Source organism: Bradyrhizobium sp. WSM2793 (genome assembly GCF_000379585.1).
Lineage (GTDB): Bacteria > Pseudomonadota > Alphaproteobacteria > Rhizobiales > Xanthobacteraceae > Bradyrhizobium.
Window position 1 is genome coordinate 1 of record NZ_KB902790.1, and the last position, 17,875, is coordinate 17,875.

The following is a 17,875-nucleotide window of genomic DNA, read 5'->3' on the forward strand; positions in this document are numbered from 1 at the left end:
GGTGGAGACGTAATAACTGTTGATATTGACCGAGACCACATAGGTCGTACCGGCCGCGATGGTGAGCGGCGTGGCGAGCGCCTGCTGCTGCCAGCCCGATGCGCCTTCGTTGGTGAACGTGACCGTCGCCAGCTCCTGGCCCGTTGCCGACCAGATGTGGCCGACATGGGTGCCGGTCTCGTTCGAGGCCTTGTAGTACCGGATCGCCTGAATCACGCCGGAATTATCGGCGGTGAAGCGCATCCCCAGCTCATAGTCCGCCCCTGTCCCGTCGGTGGCATTGGTATTGGACGGCGTCTGGGTGGTGAACAGGGTGGTGGTGGCACTCGCAGCTGCAACCGTCGCCGTGGCCGCGCTGGTTGCGTTCTCGCCGGCGCCGAGCAGATCGGTGTAGGTGGCATTCACCCGGATCCGCTTGCCGACGAGGCTGCTGTCGAGGGTGAGACTCGAGGTCGTGGCGGACAGATTCGTCCAGGTGGTGCCGTCGGGGCTGCTCTGCCAGCGATAGGTGATGCTCGCCGGGACGCCGTCGGGATCCGTGACGCTGGCCGTCAGGGTCTGGTTCTGGGTCGCCGTGCCGCTGATCGTGACAACGCCGACGTCGTTGACATTGGCCACCTTCGTNGCGGTCCCGGCGCTCACCGGGGTCTCGCTGCTGCCCAGCAGGTCCGTGTAGANGGCGGTGACACGTATGAAGCTTCCGACCTGGGCCTGCCCGAGCGTCAGCGTGCTCGCCGTCGCGCCGGCGATGTTGCTCCATGCGGTGCCGTTCGTGCTTTTCTGCCACTGATAGGTGACGGTGCCCGGCACTCCATCCGCATCGCTCACCGTCGCGGTCAAAATCTGATTTTGCGTCGGGGTTCCGCTGACGCTCACCGTACCGGGGTGATTGTTGGGTTTCTTCGAGCCCGCAGCGAACGCGACGTCGCGGAAGTAGTTTGTATTCTGATAGGTGGCGGTCGGGAAAACGCCCGCGCTGTAGTCGAAGACGCCGGCGCCGGCCGGAGCGTTCAGGCCACCATTGCTGATGCCCGAGGCGAAGCTCTGCGGGGTGGAGACGTAATAGCTGTTGATATTGACCGAGACCACGTAGGTCGTGTCGGCCGCGATGGTGAGCGGCATGGCGAGCGCCTGCTGCTGCCAGCCCGATGCGCCTTCGTTGGTGAACGTGACCGTCGCCAGCTCCTGACCCGTTGCCGACCAGATGTGGCCGATATGGGTGCCGGTCTCGTTCGAGGCCTTGTAGTACCGGATCGCCTGGATCACGCCGGACGTGCCGCTGGTGAAGCGCATCCCCAGCTCATAGTCGGCCCCTGTCCCGTCGGTGGCATTGGTGATGGACGGCGTCTGGGTGGTGAACAGAGTGGTGGTGGCCACTTTCTGTACTCCGGGCTAGTCAGCACAATGGTCTATGATTTGAAATTGCCGGCCGACTTATGTGTCGCCGGAGTAATCTGCCGCAGCGTTCGAATTTAAAACATTAAATATCACAAAATAAATTAAATCAAAACTGTTTTCGTTATCGGAAAAGCGACCCTCGTCAATTTCTCTTGAAGTTGAAAGAAGCAGGCGCGTGACCGACCCGTGCACCAGTTGCGCCCGCCATTCCGGGGGACAATCGCTGCAAATTCGGATGCAGGGGGCTGCGCACTTCCCCCGGCCTCGAACGCTCGCGACTCCAGTTCTTATGGCTCCATCCGTTTCGCGATCAGGTCGGCGAATTCACCCAGGTTCCGGGCCGCCTCGACTTCGCCAACGCGGAATCGCACGCGAAATTTCTGCTCGACAGCGATGACCAGCGAGATCTGCATGAGCGAGTCCCATTCTTCGACGTCGGCTGCCGAAAGTTCGGGCTTGGCCGCGACCTTCTCAAGGAAGATTCCGTCGAATACCTCCTGCAACTTCGTCAGTACTTCAGCTTGCTTCATAAGCCCTCCGGGTTATGCGGATCTTTGTCGAACACCTCTGATACTTCTCCACCTTGAGCTCGAACTCCTTTCGGGCGGCGGAATCTTCCGTACGCACGAAGCCAAACTCCTCGTAGATGCCGGCAACCATTCCGTTCTTGGCCGTCGGAAGATAAATGCCGCGCACCGTTGCGCAGCCGGCGGCCTCTGCAAGCCGAAAAATCTCATTCATGATCTCGTCCTCGACCTGGCGCTTGAGCACGCGGCAGCTCATCAGCCAGGTATCCAGAACGAGTACGCCGCCCTCGATCTTCGCAATGACCACAGAGATGAGCCCGGAATCACCGAAGCGATCCTCGAGCCGCATCGTGAAGCACCGGTAGTCCGGTCTTCCCAGGAGCCCCTGGATCTCGGTTTCGGATCGACGGACCGTCGTCAGGTTGAACTGGTTGCTGCGCGCGATCAGCTGGGCAATGCGAGGCAGGTCCAGCGGGTCGAATTCCTTGATCGTACCTCGCATCTCCAGCGAGGCGAGGTAGGCTGGCATGTCGGTTACGCTCGCCGCGAGCTCCGTACGTCGCCGTTCCTGCCTATACTGCGCCGTCCGTTCGAGATCCTCCTCGGTGACGTTCCGTGGCTCGAAATGACGCCCGGCCTGAAGGCGACTGATGAATTCGGCGGGATCCGCCCCGAGGAGCACGCCCTCGACCTGAGGCTGAAACTGACGCACGATCTCGATCTCCGCCGGATTGTCATCGGCGAAGACGAAGCTGTCCAGGCCGACGCGGAGTTCATCCGCGATCCGCTGCAGGTTGTCGGACTTCGGGTTCCAATTGGCTTGGAAGGCTGCAAAGTGCTCCAGCCGGAGAACCATCTCGGGATGCTTCTCGAATACCTCGCGGGCGCGCGCATCGTCGTTCTTGCTGCATACCGCAAGCAGGACGCCGCGCTCGGAAAGGGCAAGGAGGTAGTTCTGGAAAGCCTTGAAAGCTTCGCCGCGGGGAGACGTGTCGCCAAGTTCAATTCCCTCGACGCCGTCCTCCGCAATCACACCGCCCCATAGCGTGTTATCGAGATCGACCGCCAGAACCTTCTTGGGGCCTTGCTTGCGGGAGGCGATCAGGTGGCTTAGCTCTTGTGCGATGTCCACCAGGAAATCGGGTGAGCCGAGCTGCTTCGATTCGTACCACGCTCGCGAATCTTCCGCGGCCATGGTCCCTCGGCGTGCCGAGAGGAATTCGACGTCGCAGATTTGCACTCCGGCCGGGGCCCGGAGCCCGAGCTCAAGATTCACCGCCTTGCGGAAACTCCAATCGGCACCGAGCGTGCGTGAACGAAAAGAGCCGAGATCGAGGTCGCCGGGCAGCGCAAGATTGGCGAGAATCACCGCCGCGCCCGAGCGTTTGATGAAAGTCTGCGCGAGGTTGAGGAGATGCTCCGCGGCGCCGACAGCAGCTTCGCGCTGATGCTCCACGGCATCGAGCAGCGAGCCGGAAAACCGGTAGTGGCTCGCGTTCGGCAGAATGAAGGCGAGATCCGGCTTGAAGGCGTACAGTCGGCTCGAGGCGTCGAGGATTTCCGAGACGAAATTATCGTAGTCCCCGAGAAAGCGTTCGCATTCGACTCCACGAGTGACCAAGAGATGCGCAACCAGTTCGTGCAACGGATACAGGTTGTAGCCGCCGATCAAGGCGAGGCGGAGTTTCGGCTGGACACTTTCGTTCGCAGGTAGCTTGGCCTTTTTTCGAAGCGTCGACAGAAAAAACAGTTCTGAAAAGCTCGTCGCTTGCCGCGAGCGGGCGGCGAGGTGTCCCCAGAACGCCGCATCGCCGGATAGCGCCAAGGACTTGAGTTCGGCATCATCTACGTGCCGGTCGGGCAAGACGGGTACAGTAGCGAGAATGGCAAGCCTCCACCAAGGAAAGCATCATTTGATTTGCGCTCACAATAAATAATGCTATCCCTTGGGTCAATTAAATATATTTAAATGTTAAAATGGAGGTTGAATAAATACATGGCCGGCCACATTGAGTTAGAGCCGTCGGGCTCATGTACGCTTTCCGCCAAGGCTGAGAACCTCAAACGGCTCCCCGAGGGAAATAACCTGGTCCTCCGAGAGATCCAGCTGGAGGATTCCGCGCAAATCGTTGCTTGGCGGAACGATCCCGTTCTGGGCAAGTTCCTGACCCGAGAAAGGCTAACTTTGGCTCAGCAGGAAGCGTTTTTCCGAGGCTACCAGGCTAGGGCGGACGACTACTATTTCATTGCCGAATTCAAGCGCTCGAAGAAACCGGCTGGCAGCATCGCCCTCGCAAACCTGGATTTCGCGACAAAACGCGGCGATGTGGCACGGTTGATCGTCGATCCGGGTGCGCGCCTTTTTCTAGCCGAGATCTTCGATCTGCTTTTCTCGTTCGCGTTCGTGCAGCTAGGGCTCTCGGTCGTGTTTGCCAGCGTGCAAAGCAAGAACGTTGCCTCGAAGAACTTCCATATTCGCCTTGGTTTCCAAATCGAAAAGATTGCCCCGAAGGCTTGGTGGAACGGCGACGACGTCATTACATTTCGAATGACACGCGAAGATTATCCCCGGTTGAAACAGGCCTGGTCGGCGCTGCTCCTCGATGCGCGGGAAGATTGATCGTCCCCAAGTCAGGGAGAGCAGCGCATTGCGCTTCTGGAGGCGACCGATCTCACGATGAAGTTTGGGTGTTGTCTGGCGCAGGAGCCCTTCATGGCCACTCGTGGATCACGGACCCTGCGCGGCCCTCGACAGGATTCCCATCGTTGACTGTTGCCCCTGCGGTCGCATTCGACATCCGTCGCATGGTGTTTCTCGCCTAAGCTATGCTCCTGCTCATCGATCTCTATCGGTGAGGATCGGGCGTGAATTGGCGAAAGCTCGATCGGGGCTGAGCGACGATTTGCGCGACTCCGTCAGATGAAACTGGTCTACTGCGCCGCACCCACTCAGCAGCGCGGAGGCCGCCTGCCTGCAGTCTCACGATCGGTTCAGGGCCAATCTCCGACAGGAGGATGCCCATGTGCCCCGATGCCGGAGGCGCTGTTGGCCAAACGCCCAATCCATTTGCTGACAATACGGTCCGATCCATATCGCCCCAAAACTGCACGACAATGGCACCAGCGGGCACGCAAGCGGCGAGGTGCGTCGCTTCCGGCGAACCGATGCGGGGCTCAGCCGCTGGTCGCAGCGCGACGATGACTGCATCCCACTCGTCGCGATACATGGCCTGGGCGTCGTCGAAGGTGTCCACGCTCGCTCCAGAGTTCGCCAGACCAGCGCGGAGCGAGCCAACAAAATCATTGTCGCACAGCACAGCAATGCGATTCTTGTAAACGGATAAGCCGCAATCGTGGAGTTGCTTCACGCACAGCGGACCGAGAAACGAGAAGACATCGACTGACGGGTGGCGTTCGTTCACGCCGACGATGGGAATTCCGCGCCGCAAGCATGCTTCCATGTCGAGGTCCTCGGGGCGAAATTCCCAGGTCTCAAACATCAAGGCGATGACGGCGTCCCTCGGTAATTTATCAATGAGCGCAGCGGTGAGGGGCCGAAGATGGCCGCTGTTCGTTACAATATCGGTTTGCTGGAGGATATCCGGGGTGATCTGCTCCAAGACGTCGATGCGATCGGCCACGCCGACCGAATCTGCAAGCTCTAGCGTCTGTTGCCTGGCATCGGCTGCTGTGCCGTGCCGTGTAGCTTTCGTGAAGGCATAGACGTGCCTGGCTCCGGCCATGGCCGCAAGGACGGCTGTCACGGCGTAGGCCCCGGTCGCGGCCTCAGTGAGAACTGTTAGTTCAGAGAGGTCCAGGAGTGTTCCCGCAAGGGCTCGGCTCATCAGGCCACCGAGACGCGGCAATGAGAATCCTGGTCGCAAGGCCGTATCGAAGCCGGATCGCAATTGCCTGAACGCTGCTCCGGCCTCGGTTGCTGTCATGAACTGCCTTTCGCTTTGCCACCTTGGGAACAACGCGCGTAAATATATGGTCGAGTTTGGCTGAGCCCCTGCGCGCCGAACGGACTTTATGAGTGAACTTGATTGCAAGTTAAATAATATATTTATTATAATAATAAATCTATTTATTAATGTCAATAATGTGCAGCGGTGTCCTCAAGGACGCGACCGCAGCGCCTCAATCAGCACCTTAGCCATGGTAAAACGTGGTAGAGAACTCGGTAATTTGAAATTGTTGAATTAACAAATTTAATTTGCCGTAGATCCAATTTAGGTCTATTTTTGCTGACTGACGATTGCAGGATAACGCTGATGACCCACCTCGACCCCGCCAGTGAAGATCGTCGCGAGTTCTTGAAGAGCTGTGGAAAATTTGCAGCCGTCACACCTCCGACTATGACGCTGTTGCTGTCCACCTCGCTGACCTCCACCGCCATCGCCAGTTCCGGCGGTCGAATTGTGCAGGGCAACAATGGCTACGGCAACAACGGTGGCGATGGCAGTCCCAATGGGAAACCGGATGGCAACCGCTAAAGGCAAAGGAAGCCTCACCGTCCCGAGCGCACGTCCGAGAATCGGAGGCTCAGCCGCTCCGGCGGCGCCTTTGGGCCGACGAGCGGTCGATTAGGAGATCATTTAGCTTCTTACCGGCTCGAAGCTGCGCTTTCAGCCAGCGGGGCTGTTTGCCGCGACCGGACCAGGTCTCGGCCGGGTCCTTCGGGTTCTGGTATTTCGGCAACACCGGGGGGTAGGGGCGGCGCGGCCGTTCCCCGTTCGGGGACGAAACGGCGGTCCCCTCAATTTTGCGCAGCCGCTCTTCAAGCTTGGCCTTTTCCGCGGTCATCCTCCGACTGAGAACGGTCGTGACCTCATCGTAAAGCCGCCACAGCTCGGCCGTGGTCGAGTTGGCCCAGTCACTCTTCTCCATGGAAGCCGTCCCCAGCTACTTCCGAACCGAATCAAGAGCGGGCATTATCAGGACATAGCAGGGTTGGGCAAGCGCGATCCGGGCGCGTGGCGGCGCTCGTGTGCAGCGCAGTACCAGGTGCTAGCGGTTGAGACTGTATCTCCGACCGGGCGGTCGCTTCCTAAACGCCCTCCGTCCGTGGGCTCGTCGTTTGGGCGCGAGCAATCGCTCCTCTGCTTTCAATACGCGACTACGTAAGTTCTGCAATTCGGTGAATTGAACGACGAGGGCCTTATGTGTTTGACGCAAAACTGCCGAAGAATACATGTGAACACCTACTCATTGCTAACGACGCCCGTGCTAATCATTGAATTTGCTGAATTATCGAAATTTGGCTTCAAACGCAGTACTGGACTTCCAGCGGTACTACATGTGCCACGATCAACCGCGGCCTTGTTCTGTTACCAGCCATTGCTTTGATGAATAGTAATACTTTTCTCGCCTCCCTTCCCGGAGCGAGGGCGTTCACGAACGGCCTCGCTTCAATGAAACTTCGTCGAATGTTAGATTTGAATCGTGAATGTCCCTATATATCGTTCGTAATATTCGGCTCTAACTAAGTTAGTTGGATGTTGACCATAATAGCGACTCGCCCCCTTAGTACGCCGATGACATTCCTGGCGAGAATTTTCAGATTGAAACCATCAGAAATTGTAGTCGGAATGTCATTATCCTCGCAGAATTCGCGGTTTCGAATTTTGGGTCAAGCACCGCATTCTTACGGTGCTGCACGCATTCTCTGGGCGAGTTACGATAGTGTGGCCATCGAGCGTTGCCGTCAGGTGCTGTCTCCGATCTAAGACCTGCGACATTATTGACGGAGCTGGCTGGCTATAACCCGCGCGTCTCAAAAGGAGAGTGGGACTAAACGGCCGCAAGGGGGGTTGTTAGCAACAGGCAAGGGAAGCATGCGCCGCATCAGAATTGTTATCGCTGATCGACACCCGATCGTCTTGCAAGGAATTAGGAGCGTTCTTGCGGCGCAGCGTGATTTTGCGGTCGTTGCTTCCTGCGGCGATGGCGCAAGCTGTATCGAGGCAATTCGATTTCTTGCACCGGACGTGGCGCTTGTCGATGCTGCACTGCCCGACTTCAGTCGACAGCAGATCCTCGCTCGTCCAAACGCCGTCGGCGCACGCGCTCCGGTAATCTTCTTCACCGGTATCACGGGCGACAGTGAGTTAAAAAGGCTGACCTTGGACGGCGCCTGCATCGTCCTCTCGAAGGATTCGGATGTGGAGATGCTGGTCGCAACCCTGCGGAAAGCTGCCCAGGGCCAAGCTGCGGCCTCGCCGAGCACTGGGCACATCAGCGAGGACGACCTCGCCGGTGTGAAGCCCCTGACGCAACTAACGGACCGGGAGCGGCAGATCATGCGGCTCGTATCGGAGGGGCTATCGAACAAGGAGATTGGGCGTCGGTTGAATCTTGCCGACGGTACGATCAAGGTCCACCTTCATCATATCTTCCAGAAGCTGGAAATCAGCAATCGTACGGTTCTCGCAGCATTGGCGATCTCGCGAAGGGAGCTGCATGCAGCGCCAGATGAGCCGGATTCCCCTAATCTGTTGCGTCAGGATCCCGCCAGCGCGAATTGACGGGTACGTCTGGCGCGCGTTCGGGAGTTTGCGCGAGGGGCGGCCTATCGCGGTGCCAGATGCTCAATCATGTTGAGGCAGGCCCCTTCGGCCTCGGACAACGTTCGAAAGGGCGAGCCGCCAATCTTGATTGCGGCTTGGTTGATGTGGAGCGGACGCCAACTCGCCAGGTAGCCGAAGCGTCCGTGAAGCCCGGACCTCCCGGGCTTTCGAAACTGATCACGAACGAGAAGCCGTGGCTGCTCGCACTCCAGATCTCCATGTCCCGGACGGACCGATAGAATTGCAGTGGCATCGCAGTGATCCATTGTAACCGGGCCCCCGCCCGGCGGTTAATTAATTTAACTAAATTAAATGTCGGGAAGCAACTAAAATCGGTGCGTCGGGCAAGTGTGCTCGGAAAAATCGGGGGAAGCGCGGCAAATTGCCGAGTTTCGGTCCCGAGCATGCGCACGTTCAGCAACCTCTCGCCAGGTAAAGAAAATTCTTGGTTGAAAATCTATTTAATATATAATAATAATCTAAATACCGTTTTAAATCGAGGGGGCGCATCGTGACCCGGGACGGCAACGAGGATGACGACCGGCGGGAGTTTTTGAAGACCTGCGGAAGATTTGCAGCCGTGACGCCCCCTGCCATGACGCTGCTTCTGTCCACCTCCCTGACCTCAAAAGCCATTGCCCGTTCGGGCGGCCTGCACGGGCCGAGGCAAAGCGACAGCGGCCAGTCGTTCTTCGACAATGATCGGTCGTCCGCGGCCGCCCCGGGGGGCTCCAGCGGCGGATCATCAGGGGGTGGGGGAGCATCTGGTGGTAGCTCTGCTGGATCTTCTCGTGCCGGAGGGACATCCGGCGGCGGATCCGGCGGTAGCGGCGGGGCCGGTGCTGGCGGAGGCAATGCAAAAGGGCCCTTCGCAACCGGCGGCGGCTCTGGAATTCCAAGTGCAGATGGTGGGGTCGATTGCGCAGAAGAAGACGAGGAAAAGCGCAAGGCCGATTGCCCCGCAGCTAGTACTCAAATTTCCAGCGCAACCCAATCCAGCCGGTAAGACCTTCTCATCCCATGAATGAGCTCGACGGGCTGCCGTGCGGCCAAGCCGGGCCGGGGCCTTGTGCTCCGACAGGTCAAACGCGAGGCCGAAAGCATATCTGGCCAGCCGAGCGGCCTCCCGGGAGACTCGGTCAGGAGGCGTGTCATGAATACCCGCATTCGAGCGCAGAATCCTGCGGCCCTTCTTCGAGAGCGTCTCGAAGCGCTTGTCGCTCAGCTCGCAGAACTCGAGAAGCTCAGAGACCGGGTAGGTCGAGAAGAGAATCGTCAGCGCAAGCTGCGCAAGGGGGACAGTCCCCCATGTCGAGCTCGGACCGCGGGCAGTCGTTCCAGCTTCGCACAGGCGAAGCTCATGCCCGTGCTGCTTGGTTTCAATAAATCGCGGTGTTGTAGCGAGCGTCCCAAAGCAAATGGATGACCGAAGCGGTGCGTGCGGATGGCTCGGGAAAGCGAACCGGCCTACGAGCCTGTCCCGGCTATTCGGCTACCAGGTGAGCGGGGGTGCCGCGCTGGAGCCCCAGGGATGAGCCCGACCGCGCCGTGCGAGACTATCCGATCGATTCTGCGGCTCATGACCTTGTAGCACTCGCATGCCACGGCTTCGAGCCGCGGCCGATCAATCTCGAGCTGGCCGCGCCGACTGGATTTCAGCGCTCTTGACGCGCGCATTGTGCACACGACATGCGTGACGGTGGTGCGGCGAACGCCGAGCAACTCCGACAATGTTTCTTGCGTCAGCGGGAGCAGGTCACCTTCATTCGCACGATCGTGGATGTGGAGAAGCCAGCGCGCTAAGCGCGCTTCGACGGAATGCAGCGCATTGCAGGCCGCCACGTGCTGGAGCTGCGTCAACAACGACATCGTGAAGACCTGCACCATGGATGCGATTGCGGGGCTGCGATGCTGGGCTGCCAGGAATTGCGCAGGCGAGATCTGCAGCGCGGCCCCGGATAGGCGGACGACCGCAGTCGCGGGTGCGGCGGATGCGCCAAATGCTGACGTCAAACCCACAGCGCCCTCATGCCCGATTATCGCCGTGGCAACTGTCTGCCCGTTCGGCAGCTCCGTGATCGCGGCGATCGCGCCGCTGAGGGGGAAGAGAAGATGTTCGATCCGATCGCCCGATCGGATGAGCACGGAATTGCGTTCGATCACGACTTTCCGCAGATGAGGCGCTAGCAAAGCAAAATCCGCTGGCGGCAACGCTGCTAACAAACGATTACCAATTCTAGTCGCATGGTCCATCATGGGATTGGCTCCCGACGGATACTCGGCACTAGAACTCATGCCGATGTGTTGAGCCGCTCTGCGGAGTGCAGCTCAACAGCAAGCCAACCGACCACCACAGATATGGTTCCCATGATCGATGGCGCGCGCGGGCGGCCCGACAATCGCATGCCGCGACGTAGGAATATGGCCCACTGATATCCGCGTTGAAGACGCTGAAGGCGTATCTTCCTTCGACATGCCATCGCTAAGGAGTGGCACGCAACGGGCTCCCAACGACGCGTTCGTACGGGAACGCCGGCTTTGCACTGCAAGGCCAACACGTGACCCAACGCGGGCTTGGATCGCGCCGCGGGTCTAGTGGCTGGGACTGCAGTCCAGCTCCTTGATCCTCCCGGTAACGTCAAACGAGAAGAGCGCACTCATGACACCACTCTTGGTGACGTACGAGATAATGGTCCCGTCGTGCGAGGGATTGAGATCGTTCAATGTACCCGCCGGATATTCTCGGAGGCGATCAATCCAATAGGCACGAAGTGCCTCGTGGCCGGTAACGGTCTTGACGCCCCCGCAGCCGCAGCGAACCACGGCACCTTCGGCATACATTTCTAAGATCGCCTCGATGTCGCCCGCGCGGTAAGCGTCAAGCCAGTCAATCGCAATGGCCATTGGGTCAAATGATATATTTCTCACCTAAATACCATAAAAGCTTGCGATTTTGGGTCATTTTTAAGCCGTTGGGCCCTCTTTCCCTACTCTATTACCCTCTTTCCCTATTCTATTAATTGTATTTTAATAATCCCGCTTGGCCCCGGCCATATGCCGAAGTACATAGATGGCCGGGCCGAGGCAGAGTTCCAATGTTAGACGTGTCTGTGAAGCAGAGACGGATCCGGCTTCTGATCGTAGATCGACAACCGATCGTTCTACAGGGACTGAAGTCGGTATTCGGGGCACAGCAGGACTTCGACGTTGTCGCATCATGCAGCGATGGGACAAGGTGCCTCGAAGCAATTCGGAATTTGAGACCCGACGTCACGCTTGTTGCTGACAACCTGCCAGATCTGACGGTACCCGAGATCCTCGCGATTGCGAAAGCTGAGGATCTCTCCACGCGCTTGGTGTTGTTTACCGAATCCGAAGCAGATCACGATCTGGCCGCAGCTATTGCTGCTGGCGCCTCCAGCGCAATCTCGAAGCATGCTTCCTCGGCCACTATGCTGCGATTACTGCGGCTGATGACAGAGCGCAGCGTGTCGCCCGAGCAATCCGATCTCTTTCCAGCCGGCGAGGGAACTGACGGCGGCGGCAAAATTGAAACGATGCTGGAGCTGTTGACGCACCGGGAACGTCAAATTGTACAGCTAGTCTCAGAAGGAATGTCGAATAAGGAGATCGCGCGCCAGCTAAACGTTTCCCCAGGGACAGTCAAAGTACACCTGTACAACATATTTCAGAAGCTTGAAATTTCCAACAGAACTGTGCTCGCTACCCTCGCGTTGTTGCAGCGCCCGTCCGGTTTCGGCCTGCCTGCGCTGGCGTTTCTGGCGTTCGCAATTGCGGACGAACTCAAGGCGTCGGAAGCGAACGATGTGGATCCGGATGACGATAGCGCCGGTCGCGCTGGAGAGCATGTCGAATATGAGCCCTGGAAAAGAGCTATTCTCCGACACCTCGTGCTCTGGGACTCCGGCGAGACGCCCACCGAGAGGGACCTCTTCGCCAAGGCGAGCCTGGTCACGAACCCGACGGCGGCAATGGAAGGGCTGCGCCCGGCTGAGCAATCCGTAGGCTCCAAACCATGGAAGGATTACGGCCCAGTTGGATCGAGCACGCCCAATCTTCCTACGCCATTACTGCGGGGAGCCAGCGACACACAGATCGTTGGTGACCCGACTGCGGAACATCAATTCCCGCGGCTTGCGTCAACGCCGACGTTGACTCACGGAGGGTATGGCACCTTCGCCACTCTGACCGGTGCGTTGATCTACGCACTGAACGACCCCCATCTTGCCGTGCAATCGCATGACCCGGGCAAGGCGCCGATCGACAGCTTCGTGGTGGTCACCGGCGAGAATGCGAACACAAAACTGGCCGCAATAACCGATGCTGATACCAATGATGGAGACGGCTCGCCTCCGGCTTTCCCTTTGCACGATTTGCGCCTGCCTGCCGCGCTTGTGACCACCGGCGACGAACGCGTCGCTGGAGAAGGCACTTCGAGCCAAATGAGCCATGGCGCTGCGGATGACAACCTGCAGGAACCTCTTGGCTCACTGGGCTCTGGTCGCGATGCCGGTATTGGCGGAGATGGCCGCGATCAACTGATGGGCGGCAACGTTGGCGAAAACGTTGTTTTTCGCTCCCCGATCGATTCCCATTCGACCTCTTCCCACTCCGGCTTCGATTTCGCATCTGGATCGAGCAGGATCAATCTTGCCGCTTTCGGAGCGCTTGCCTGGCTCCATATGACAGCAGCAAGCAAGTCTATACCGCCGCATACCCTCGCTTGGATCTACAATCCCGCAACCAACGAAACGATCGTCTACGTGAATCCGACCGATCGGACTCTTGATGTCGGGGACCGGGGCCTGCTGGAAATCCATCTGCAGGGGATCGTCTCCATTGCAGAGGCGGATTTCGCCGGCCAGCCGGAAGGCACGTTTGTCGCGATCACCTTGGAGCAGCTCGAAGAAGCGCTGACATCGGCGACCGCAACCGAAGCTGTTCTGGATGCGGACAGTACCCACATAATTATCGGGACGAGCGAGAGCACACTCGGAGCCGCTGCAGTCTGGAACACTCTTGCCGATGACGGCCTGAGGTTCGAATTCGGGCAGGCTCGGACCGGCTTAGGGGGAGCGACCAGGTTCAGAACCTTCACTAGCGATTCCGTGAATACAACGGATGAGAACGATGATGGGTCCGCCCCGTCGGCTCATGTATCACCGATCGTGCTTGCTCATAGCGCGACGGTGACGGCAGTTGAAAATCTCACATCGAAGAATGAGCCGATCAACGGGGGCTCTAGCACCGAAGCGGGCGGTAGTTCACAGCACGCTTCGGAGCCAAGGTCTGCAAAGGCGGCAGCGGAGTTGTCTGAAGCTGGCATCATACGGGGAAATGGCGTCGGCAATGACAACGAACATCATCCCCCCGCTTCGGACGCTTCGCGAGGGTCAGCGAAGACGGCAGAAGCCGATGGTGTGGAGCACGGCAATTCGGGGCAGTCAGCCTCTGCAAAGCCACCGGAAGCAGCCGACCCTGGTGAGCCAGGCCTTGCTAGCCCGGGCCGCGGCAATTCCCAGCACGCTTCGAAGCCACCGGAGTTGACTGAAGCTGGCTTCATACGGGGAAATGGCGTCGGCAATGACAAACAGCATCATCCCCCCGCTTCGGACGCTTCGCGAGGGGCAGCGAAGACGGCAGAAGCAGATGGTGTGGAGCACGGCAATTCGGGGCACTCAAGCTCTGCAAACGCGCCGGAAGCAGCCGACCCTGGTGAGCCAGGCCTTGGTAGCCCGGGCCGCGGTAACTCCCAGCACGCTTCGAAGCTACCGGAGTTGACTGAAGCTGGCTTCATACGGGGAAATGGCGTCGGCAATGACAACGAGCATCATCCCCCCGCTTCGGACGCTTCGCGAGGGGCAGCGAAGACGGCAGAAGCAGATGGCGTGGAGCACGGCAATTCGGGGCAGTCAGCCTCTGCAAAACCACCGGAAGCAGCCGACCCTGGTGAGCCAGGCCTTGGTAGCCCGGGCCGCGGTAACTCCCAGCACGCTTCGAAGCCAGCGGAGTTGACGGAAGCTGGCTTCATACGGGGAAATGGCGTCGGCAATGACAACGAGCATCATCCCCCCGCTTCGGACGCTTCGCGAGGGTCAGCGAAGACGGCAGAAGCAGATGGTGTGGAGCACGGCAATTCGGGGCAGTCAGCCTCTGCAAACGCGCCGGAAGCAGCCGACCCCGATGAGCCAGGCCCCGGTAGCCTGGGCCGCGGTAACTCACAGCACAATTCGGAGCCAGGGTCTGCAAAGGCGGCAGTCACGGAGTTAGCCGAAGCTGGTTCTATGCCAGGGCACAATTTCGGCAACGACAACGAGCGTCATTTCCCGGCTTCGGAAGCTTCACCAGGTTCAGCGAAGACGGCTGAAGCAGATGGCGTGGAACGCGGCAATTCAAGGCACTCAAATTTTTCAGACGCACCTGAAGCAGCCGAGATGGTCGAACCAAGCGTCGCAAATGGCAGTAACGCCGGAAACTGGCCGCAGGCTGCGCAACCTGCTGCAACCGCGTTGGAACCCGTACAGCCGGCTAAAGTTGCCTCCGAGATTGGCGGCGCGGAATTGGCGTTTCGCTTCGATAGCTATGCGACTCCTCCCACATTCGGCGCGGTAGTCGAGCTTGGTGGCTCGCTCGGTCCGCACGTTTCGCCCGGTCAGGAAGAGGACCTCCACGTCATCGGCAAATCGATTCCTAACGCAATGGACGAACACGCGGTCGCCCACGTTCATAACGTTCCGCATCACGCCGCGCCTCATGACTTCCTGATTTGAAGCGCTCCATCGTTATTGATCGATGCAATCTTCGTGATTCACGCAACCGACCTTCTTTGAAAGCTCAGACCATTGCTCGAGAGCGGGCGCCGCCCCGTTGCGTGCTTCCGGCTCGGAAAGTGATCAGTGACATATCCTTGTCAAGAAACGTTCGTATATTGAGAACTTCTTGTGGCATCCAGGCAAGGGTTCGGGACGATCGTCATTCGCCTCTCGCGGTGCTGATGGCTTGCCGGAGCAATTGATCGGTGTCACGTCGCGTGCCGTATCTGGCTGTGTGTTTGATGTTTGCGGCCGTTGCAGCCGAAGCGGAGCCAAACGGTGCAACAATCGGGTCGCCGCGCGCGAGCTCGGAAATGTCCGCGCCTATGTCGTTCGACATTCCGGCCCAGCAGCTTGCCTCCGCACTCGAGCGATACGGCGATGCGACCGGTCGCGAAGTCCTCTACAGTCCGGCGCTTGCGCAGGGCCGCACCTCAGAAGCCGTCAAGGGCAGCTTTGAACCGGAGACGGCGCTGCAGCTGCTGCTTGCGGGCACCGGCCTTGCCGCCCGCTTCCTGAAAGACGGCTCGTTCGTTCTAGCCCCGGCGCCCGAAGCCGCCGGACCGCCGGAAGGCAGTGCTGCTGCTCTCGCGCGCCAATACTATGGTGTCGTTCAGGCGCGGCTGCGCGATGCTCTGTGCCGGACCAACGGGGCGCGGCCGGGAAGCTATCGCATCGCGGCCCTGGTCTGGATCGCGCCGTCAGGGGCCGTAGCCAGGTTCGAACGACTTGGATCGGCCGGCACGGCCGAGCTGGACCGCGGCATCGACAGCGCGCTTCGACAGTTCAGTGTGGGTGCCCCGGTGCCCCCCGGCTTTGCACAGCCGGTATTGATCGTGGTCCTGCCGCAGGCCTCGGGCGTCACAATGAGTTGTGGTGCGACGGTGTTGCCGCAGGCGGCCGGAGGCGTGCGGTGACTGAAGCCTCCGTGGCGATGCTGCGCCGGCTGCTGCTCGACCGATATGACGATCTCAAGCGGGGCTTGACCCGCCGCCTGGGTTCGTCCGAGATGGCGGGTGACGTCCTGCACGACACTTGGCTGCGCCTCGCCCGCACGGATACGACGATTGGCACCTTGCACAATCCGGTCAGCTATCTGCTGCGCATACTCTTCAACGTCGCACATGACCATCGTCGCGCTGAAAAGCGCCGTTTGACGAAGATCGACATCGAGCATCTGCTCGAGGTCGCCGACGAGACGCCTGGTCCCGCCGAAGTCGCGGAGGCGCGGTCGGATCTGGATGCGATGGCCGCCATACTCGCTGAGCTGCCGCCGCGCCGTCGCACCATCCTGCTCGCGGCCAGGGTGGACAACATGGCGCGGCAGGAGATCGCGGATCGGCTTGGCGTATCCTTGCGCCTTGTCTCAAAGGAGCTGCAACTCGCCCATGAGTATTGTCTGGCGCGGCAAAGGCAAATGGGTGACGCGGATTGCGCACCGGACCCGCGAAATTCGTCATTGAATCGAGACCTGTCGCCGCCGCGCGGTGATCGCGACCATGACCAGGCTGAATGACTCCATGATTCAGGGACAGACGCAAAGGCTCGACCTGCTGCAACGCGAGGCGATCGCGTGGGTCCAGCGCATCGATTCCGGCCATGCGACGTCTGCTGATGCCGAGACCTTGCAACGATGGTGTGCCGCGAGCCCGGAGCATGCGGCTGCCTTCGCTGCGGCGAGCGGTGTATGGCGCGACATCCGCCGGGCCGGCGCGAGAATTCCGCGCAACCAAATCGAGGCGTTGCCGGTCCACCAGACGCCACGTCCGGTGCTCGATCGCCGGCTTTTTCTCGGTGGCGGGCTGGCTGCCGCCGCAGCCGCCTATGTCGCTGTTACCAACCCGCCGCTGGGCCTGTGGCCGTCCCTCCGTGAACTGAATGCCGACTACAGAACGGCCGTTGGCGAGCAGCGGCAAGTCAGGCCGGCGGAGAACGTCGCGGTCCGGTTGAATACGCAGACCAGGATTGCGGTCCACCCCGCTGGCGGGGAGGGCGATCGCCTGGAGCTGCTTGCAGGGCAGGCGCTCTTCGAGTCGGTCGAGAGCGTACGTCCGCTCGTCGTGTTGGCGGCGGATGGGCGTTCGATCGGCCGCCATGCACGCTTTGACGTGCGTTGCATGAACGGCCCGGCCGGCACGGTGGTGAGCGTCGCCTGCTTCGACGGACAGGTGCGCATCGAGCGCAACGGCAGTTCTGCCGTCATCGGCCCGGCGCAGAGCTTGCGTTACGACGCCAGCGGGCTCGGTCGGGTTGCCGCGATTGACGCAGAGGCGGAATCCGCCTGGCAGCGCGGAATCGTCCTGTTCCGAGCTACCCCGCTCGCGGATGTGGTGGACGAGGTCAATCGTTATCGCGCCGGCCGAATTCTCCTTGTCAATCCAGGCCTCGCGCAGAGGCCGGTCAGTGGCCGCTTCCGCATCGATCAGATGGATGAAATCCTCGTGCGCCTCGAACAGGCCTTCGATGTCAAGGCCCGAAAGCTGCCGGGCGGCCTGGTTCTGCTGGGCTGACGCCCCGCTGACAAGAAACTTTCACACAGAAACCGTGC

General features: G+C 59.8%; 15 protein-coding genes and 1 pseudogene. 9 read left to right on the plus strand and 7 right to left on the minus strand.

Translation table 11 applies throughout. The features are described 5' to 3' along the window. The 3 genes from A3AS_RS0122895 to A3AS_RS0122905 form a co-directional block, all read right to left on the minus strand. The coding region (locus A3AS_RS0122895; protein ID WP_018319892.1) for a DUF4082 domain-containing protein at positions 1-1,377 on the minus strand (1,377 nt) is incomplete at its 3' end. Positions 1,378-1,685: 308 nt separating this feature from the next. Next, the gene (locus A3AS_RS0122900) at positions 1,686-1,928 is read right to left on the minus strand and encodes an acyl carrier protein (RefSeq protein ID WP_018319893.1); all 243 of its coding nucleotides are present in this window, start codon (positions 1,926-1,928) and stop codon (positions 1,686-1,688) included. Continuing rightward, complete coding sequence (locus tag A3AS_RS0122905) at positions 1,915-3,789, minus strand: HAD family hydrolase (RefSeq protein ID WP_018319894.1); 1,875 nt, start codon at positions 3,787-3,789, stop codon at positions 1,915-1,917. The genes A3AS_RS0122900 and A3AS_RS0122905 overlap by 14 nt, the downstream gene beginning before the upstream one ends. A 132-nt stretch (positions 3,790-3,921) precedes the next feature. On the opposite strand from A3AS_RS0122905, the gene A3AS_RS0122910 reads away from it, so the two are divergent. After that, entirely contained in the window at positions 3,922-4,545 is a 624-nt protein-coding gene (locus A3AS_RS0122910) for a GNAT family N-acetyltransferase (protein WP_143109202.1), read from the plus strand. A 226-nt stretch (positions 4,546-4,771) separates the two neighbouring features. Here A3AS_RS0122910 and A3AS_RS0122915 read toward each other — a convergent pair whose 3' ends face one another. Then, complete coding sequence (locus tag A3AS_RS0122915; protein ID WP_198293718.1) at positions 4,772-5,869, minus strand: hypothetical protein; 1,098 nt, start codon at positions 5,867-5,869, stop codon at positions 4,772-4,774. 330 nt (positions 5,870-6,199) lie between these two features. On the opposite strand from A3AS_RS0122915, the gene A3AS_RS0122920 reads away from it, so the two are divergent. After that, complete coding sequence (locus A3AS_RS0122920; RefSeq protein ID WP_026202269.1) at positions 6,200-6,421, plus strand: hypothetical protein; 222 nt, start codon at positions 6,200-6,202, stop codon at positions 6,419-6,421. 49 nt (positions 6,422-6,470) lie between these two features. On the opposite strand, the gene A3AS_RS0122925 is transcribed toward A3AS_RS0122920, so the two are convergent. Continuing rightward, positions 6,471-6,815 carry an H-NS family nucleoid-associated regulatory protein gene (locus tag A3AS_RS0122925; RefSeq protein WP_018319898.1) on the minus strand — a complete coding sequence of 115 codons (345 nt, stop codon included), beginning with the start codon at positions 6,813-6,815 and terminating at the stop codon, positions 6,471-6,473. 947 nt (positions 6,816-7,762) lie between these two features. Here A3AS_RS0122925 and A3AS_RS43720 point away from each other — a divergent pair. The 3 genes and pseudogenes from A3AS_RS43720 (at position 7,763) to A3AS_RS47515 (ending at position 9,522) form a co-directional block, all read left to right on the plus strand. Next, complete coding sequence (locus tag A3AS_RS43720) at positions 7,763-8,452, plus strand: response regulator transcription factor (RefSeq protein WP_049814957.1); 690 nt, start codon at positions 7,763-7,765, stop codon at positions 8,450-8,452. A 550-nt stretch (positions 8,453-9,002) separates the two neighbouring features. Beyond that, positions 9,003-9,374: pseudogene (locus A3AS_RS50100) on the plus strand (hypothetical protein); the annotation flags it as partial. Next, positions 9,262-9,522, plus strand: a complete 261-nt coding sequence (locus A3AS_RS47515; protein WP_157644354.1) for a hypothetical protein — start codon at positions 9,262-9,264, stop codon at positions 9,520-9,522. The pseudogene A3AS_RS50100 and the gene A3AS_RS47515, both read left to right, overlap by 113 nt. Before the next feature lie 439 nt (positions 9,523-9,961). Here A3AS_RS47515 and A3AS_RS0122935 read toward each other — a convergent pair whose 3' ends face one another. Both A3AS_RS0122935 and A3AS_RS0122940 read right to left on the minus strand, forming a co-directional pair. Further along, the gene (locus A3AS_RS0122935; RefSeq protein ID WP_018319900.1) at positions 9,962-10,750 is read right to left on the minus strand and encodes a Crp/Fnr family transcriptional regulator; all 789 of its coding nucleotides are present in this window, start codon (positions 10,748-10,750) and stop codon (positions 9,962-9,964) included. Positions 10,751-11,086: 336 nt separating this feature from the next. Beyond that, the gene (locus A3AS_RS0122940; protein WP_018319901.1) at positions 11,087-11,398 is read right to left on the minus strand and encodes a nuclear transport factor 2 family protein; all 312 of its coding nucleotides are present in this window, start codon (positions 11,396-11,398) and stop codon (positions 11,087-11,089) included. Between the two features lie 191 nt (positions 11,399-11,589). Here A3AS_RS0122940 and A3AS_RS0122945 point away from each other — a divergent pair, with 191 nt between their 5' ends. The 4 genes from A3AS_RS0122945 (at position 11,590) to A3AS_RS0122960 (ending at position 17,837) form a co-directional block, all read left to right on the plus strand. Further along, entirely contained in the window at positions 11,590-15,285 is a 3,696-nt protein-coding gene (locus A3AS_RS0122945; protein WP_018319902.1) for a LuxR C-terminal-related transcriptional regulator, read from the plus strand. A 356-nt stretch (positions 15,286-15,641) separates the two neighbouring features. Continuing rightward, positions 15,642-16,244, plus strand: coding sequence for a secretin and TonB N-terminal domain-containing protein (locus A3AS_RS43725; protein WP_198293719.1), 603 nt, complete (start codon positions 15,642-15,644; stop codon positions 16,242-16,244). Continuing rightward, positions 16,241-16,843 (plus strand): RNA polymerase sigma factor, encoded by a 603-nt coding sequence (locus A3AS_RS0122955; RefSeq protein WP_018319904.1) that lies wholly within the window; start codon positions 16,241-16,243, stop codon positions 16,841-16,843. Before A3AS_RS43725 ends, A3AS_RS0122955 begins: the two co-directional genes overlap by 4 nt. Beyond that, positions 16,827-17,837: a DUF4880 domain-containing protein gene (locus A3AS_RS0122960; RefSeq protein ID WP_049814960.1), complete on the plus strand. Its 1,011-nt coding sequence runs from the start codon at positions 16,827-16,829 to the stop codon at positions 17,835-17,837. Before A3AS_RS0122955 ends, A3AS_RS0122960 begins: the two co-directional genes overlap by 17 nt. Positions 17,838-17,875: the final 38 nt, after the last annotated feature.

What these genes read in the sequence shown, in the direction of transcription:
- A3AS_RS0122940 (WP_018319901.1), bottom strand. Translation starts at nt 11,398, where the DNA reads ATGGCCATTGCGATTGACTGGCTTGACGCTTACCGCGCGGGCGACATC.
- A3AS_RS0122945 (WP_018319902.1), top strand. Translation starts at nt 11,590, where the DNA reads ATGTTAGACGTGTCTGTGAAGCAGAGACGGATCCGGCTTCTGATCGTA.
- A3AS_RS0122915 (WP_198293718.1), bottom strand. Translation starts at nt 5,869, where the DNA reads ATGACAGCAACCGAGGCCGGAGCAGCGTTCAGGCAATTGCGATCCGGC.
- A3AS_RS0122920 (WP_026202269.1), top strand. Translation starts at nt 6,200, where the DNA reads ATGACCCACCTCGACCCCGCCAGTGAAGATCGTCGCGAGTTCTTGAAG.
- A3AS_RS0122910 (WP_143109202.1), top strand. Translation starts at nt 3,922, where the DNA reads ATGGCCGGCCACATTGAGTTAGAGCCGTCGGGCTCATGTACGCTTTCC.
- A3AS_RS0122960 (WP_049814960.1), top strand. Translation starts at nt 16,827, where the DNA reads ATGACCAGGCTGAATGACTCCATGATTCAGGGACAGACGCAAAGGCTC.
- A3AS_RS43720 (WP_049814957.1), top strand. Translation starts at nt 7,763, where the DNA reads ATGCGCCGCATCAGAATTGTTATCGCTGATCGACACCCGATCGTCTTG.
- A3AS_RS0122900 (WP_018319893.1), bottom strand. Translation starts at nt 1,928, where the DNA reads ATGAAGCAAGCTGAAGTACTGACGAAGTTGCAGGAGGTATTCGACGGA.
- A3AS_RS0122925 (WP_018319898.1), bottom strand. Translation starts at nt 6,815, where the DNA reads ATGGAGAAGAGTGACTGGGCCAACTCGACCACGGCCGAGCTGTGGCGG.
- A3AS_RS0122935 (WP_018319900.1), bottom strand. Translation starts at nt 10,750, where the DNA reads ATGATGGACCATGCGACTAGAATTGGTAATCGTTTGTTAGCAGCGTTG.
- A3AS_RS43725 (WP_198293719.1), top strand. Translation starts at nt 15,642, where the DNA reads ATGTCCGCGCCTATGTCGTTCGACATTCCGGCCCAGCAGCTTGCCTCC.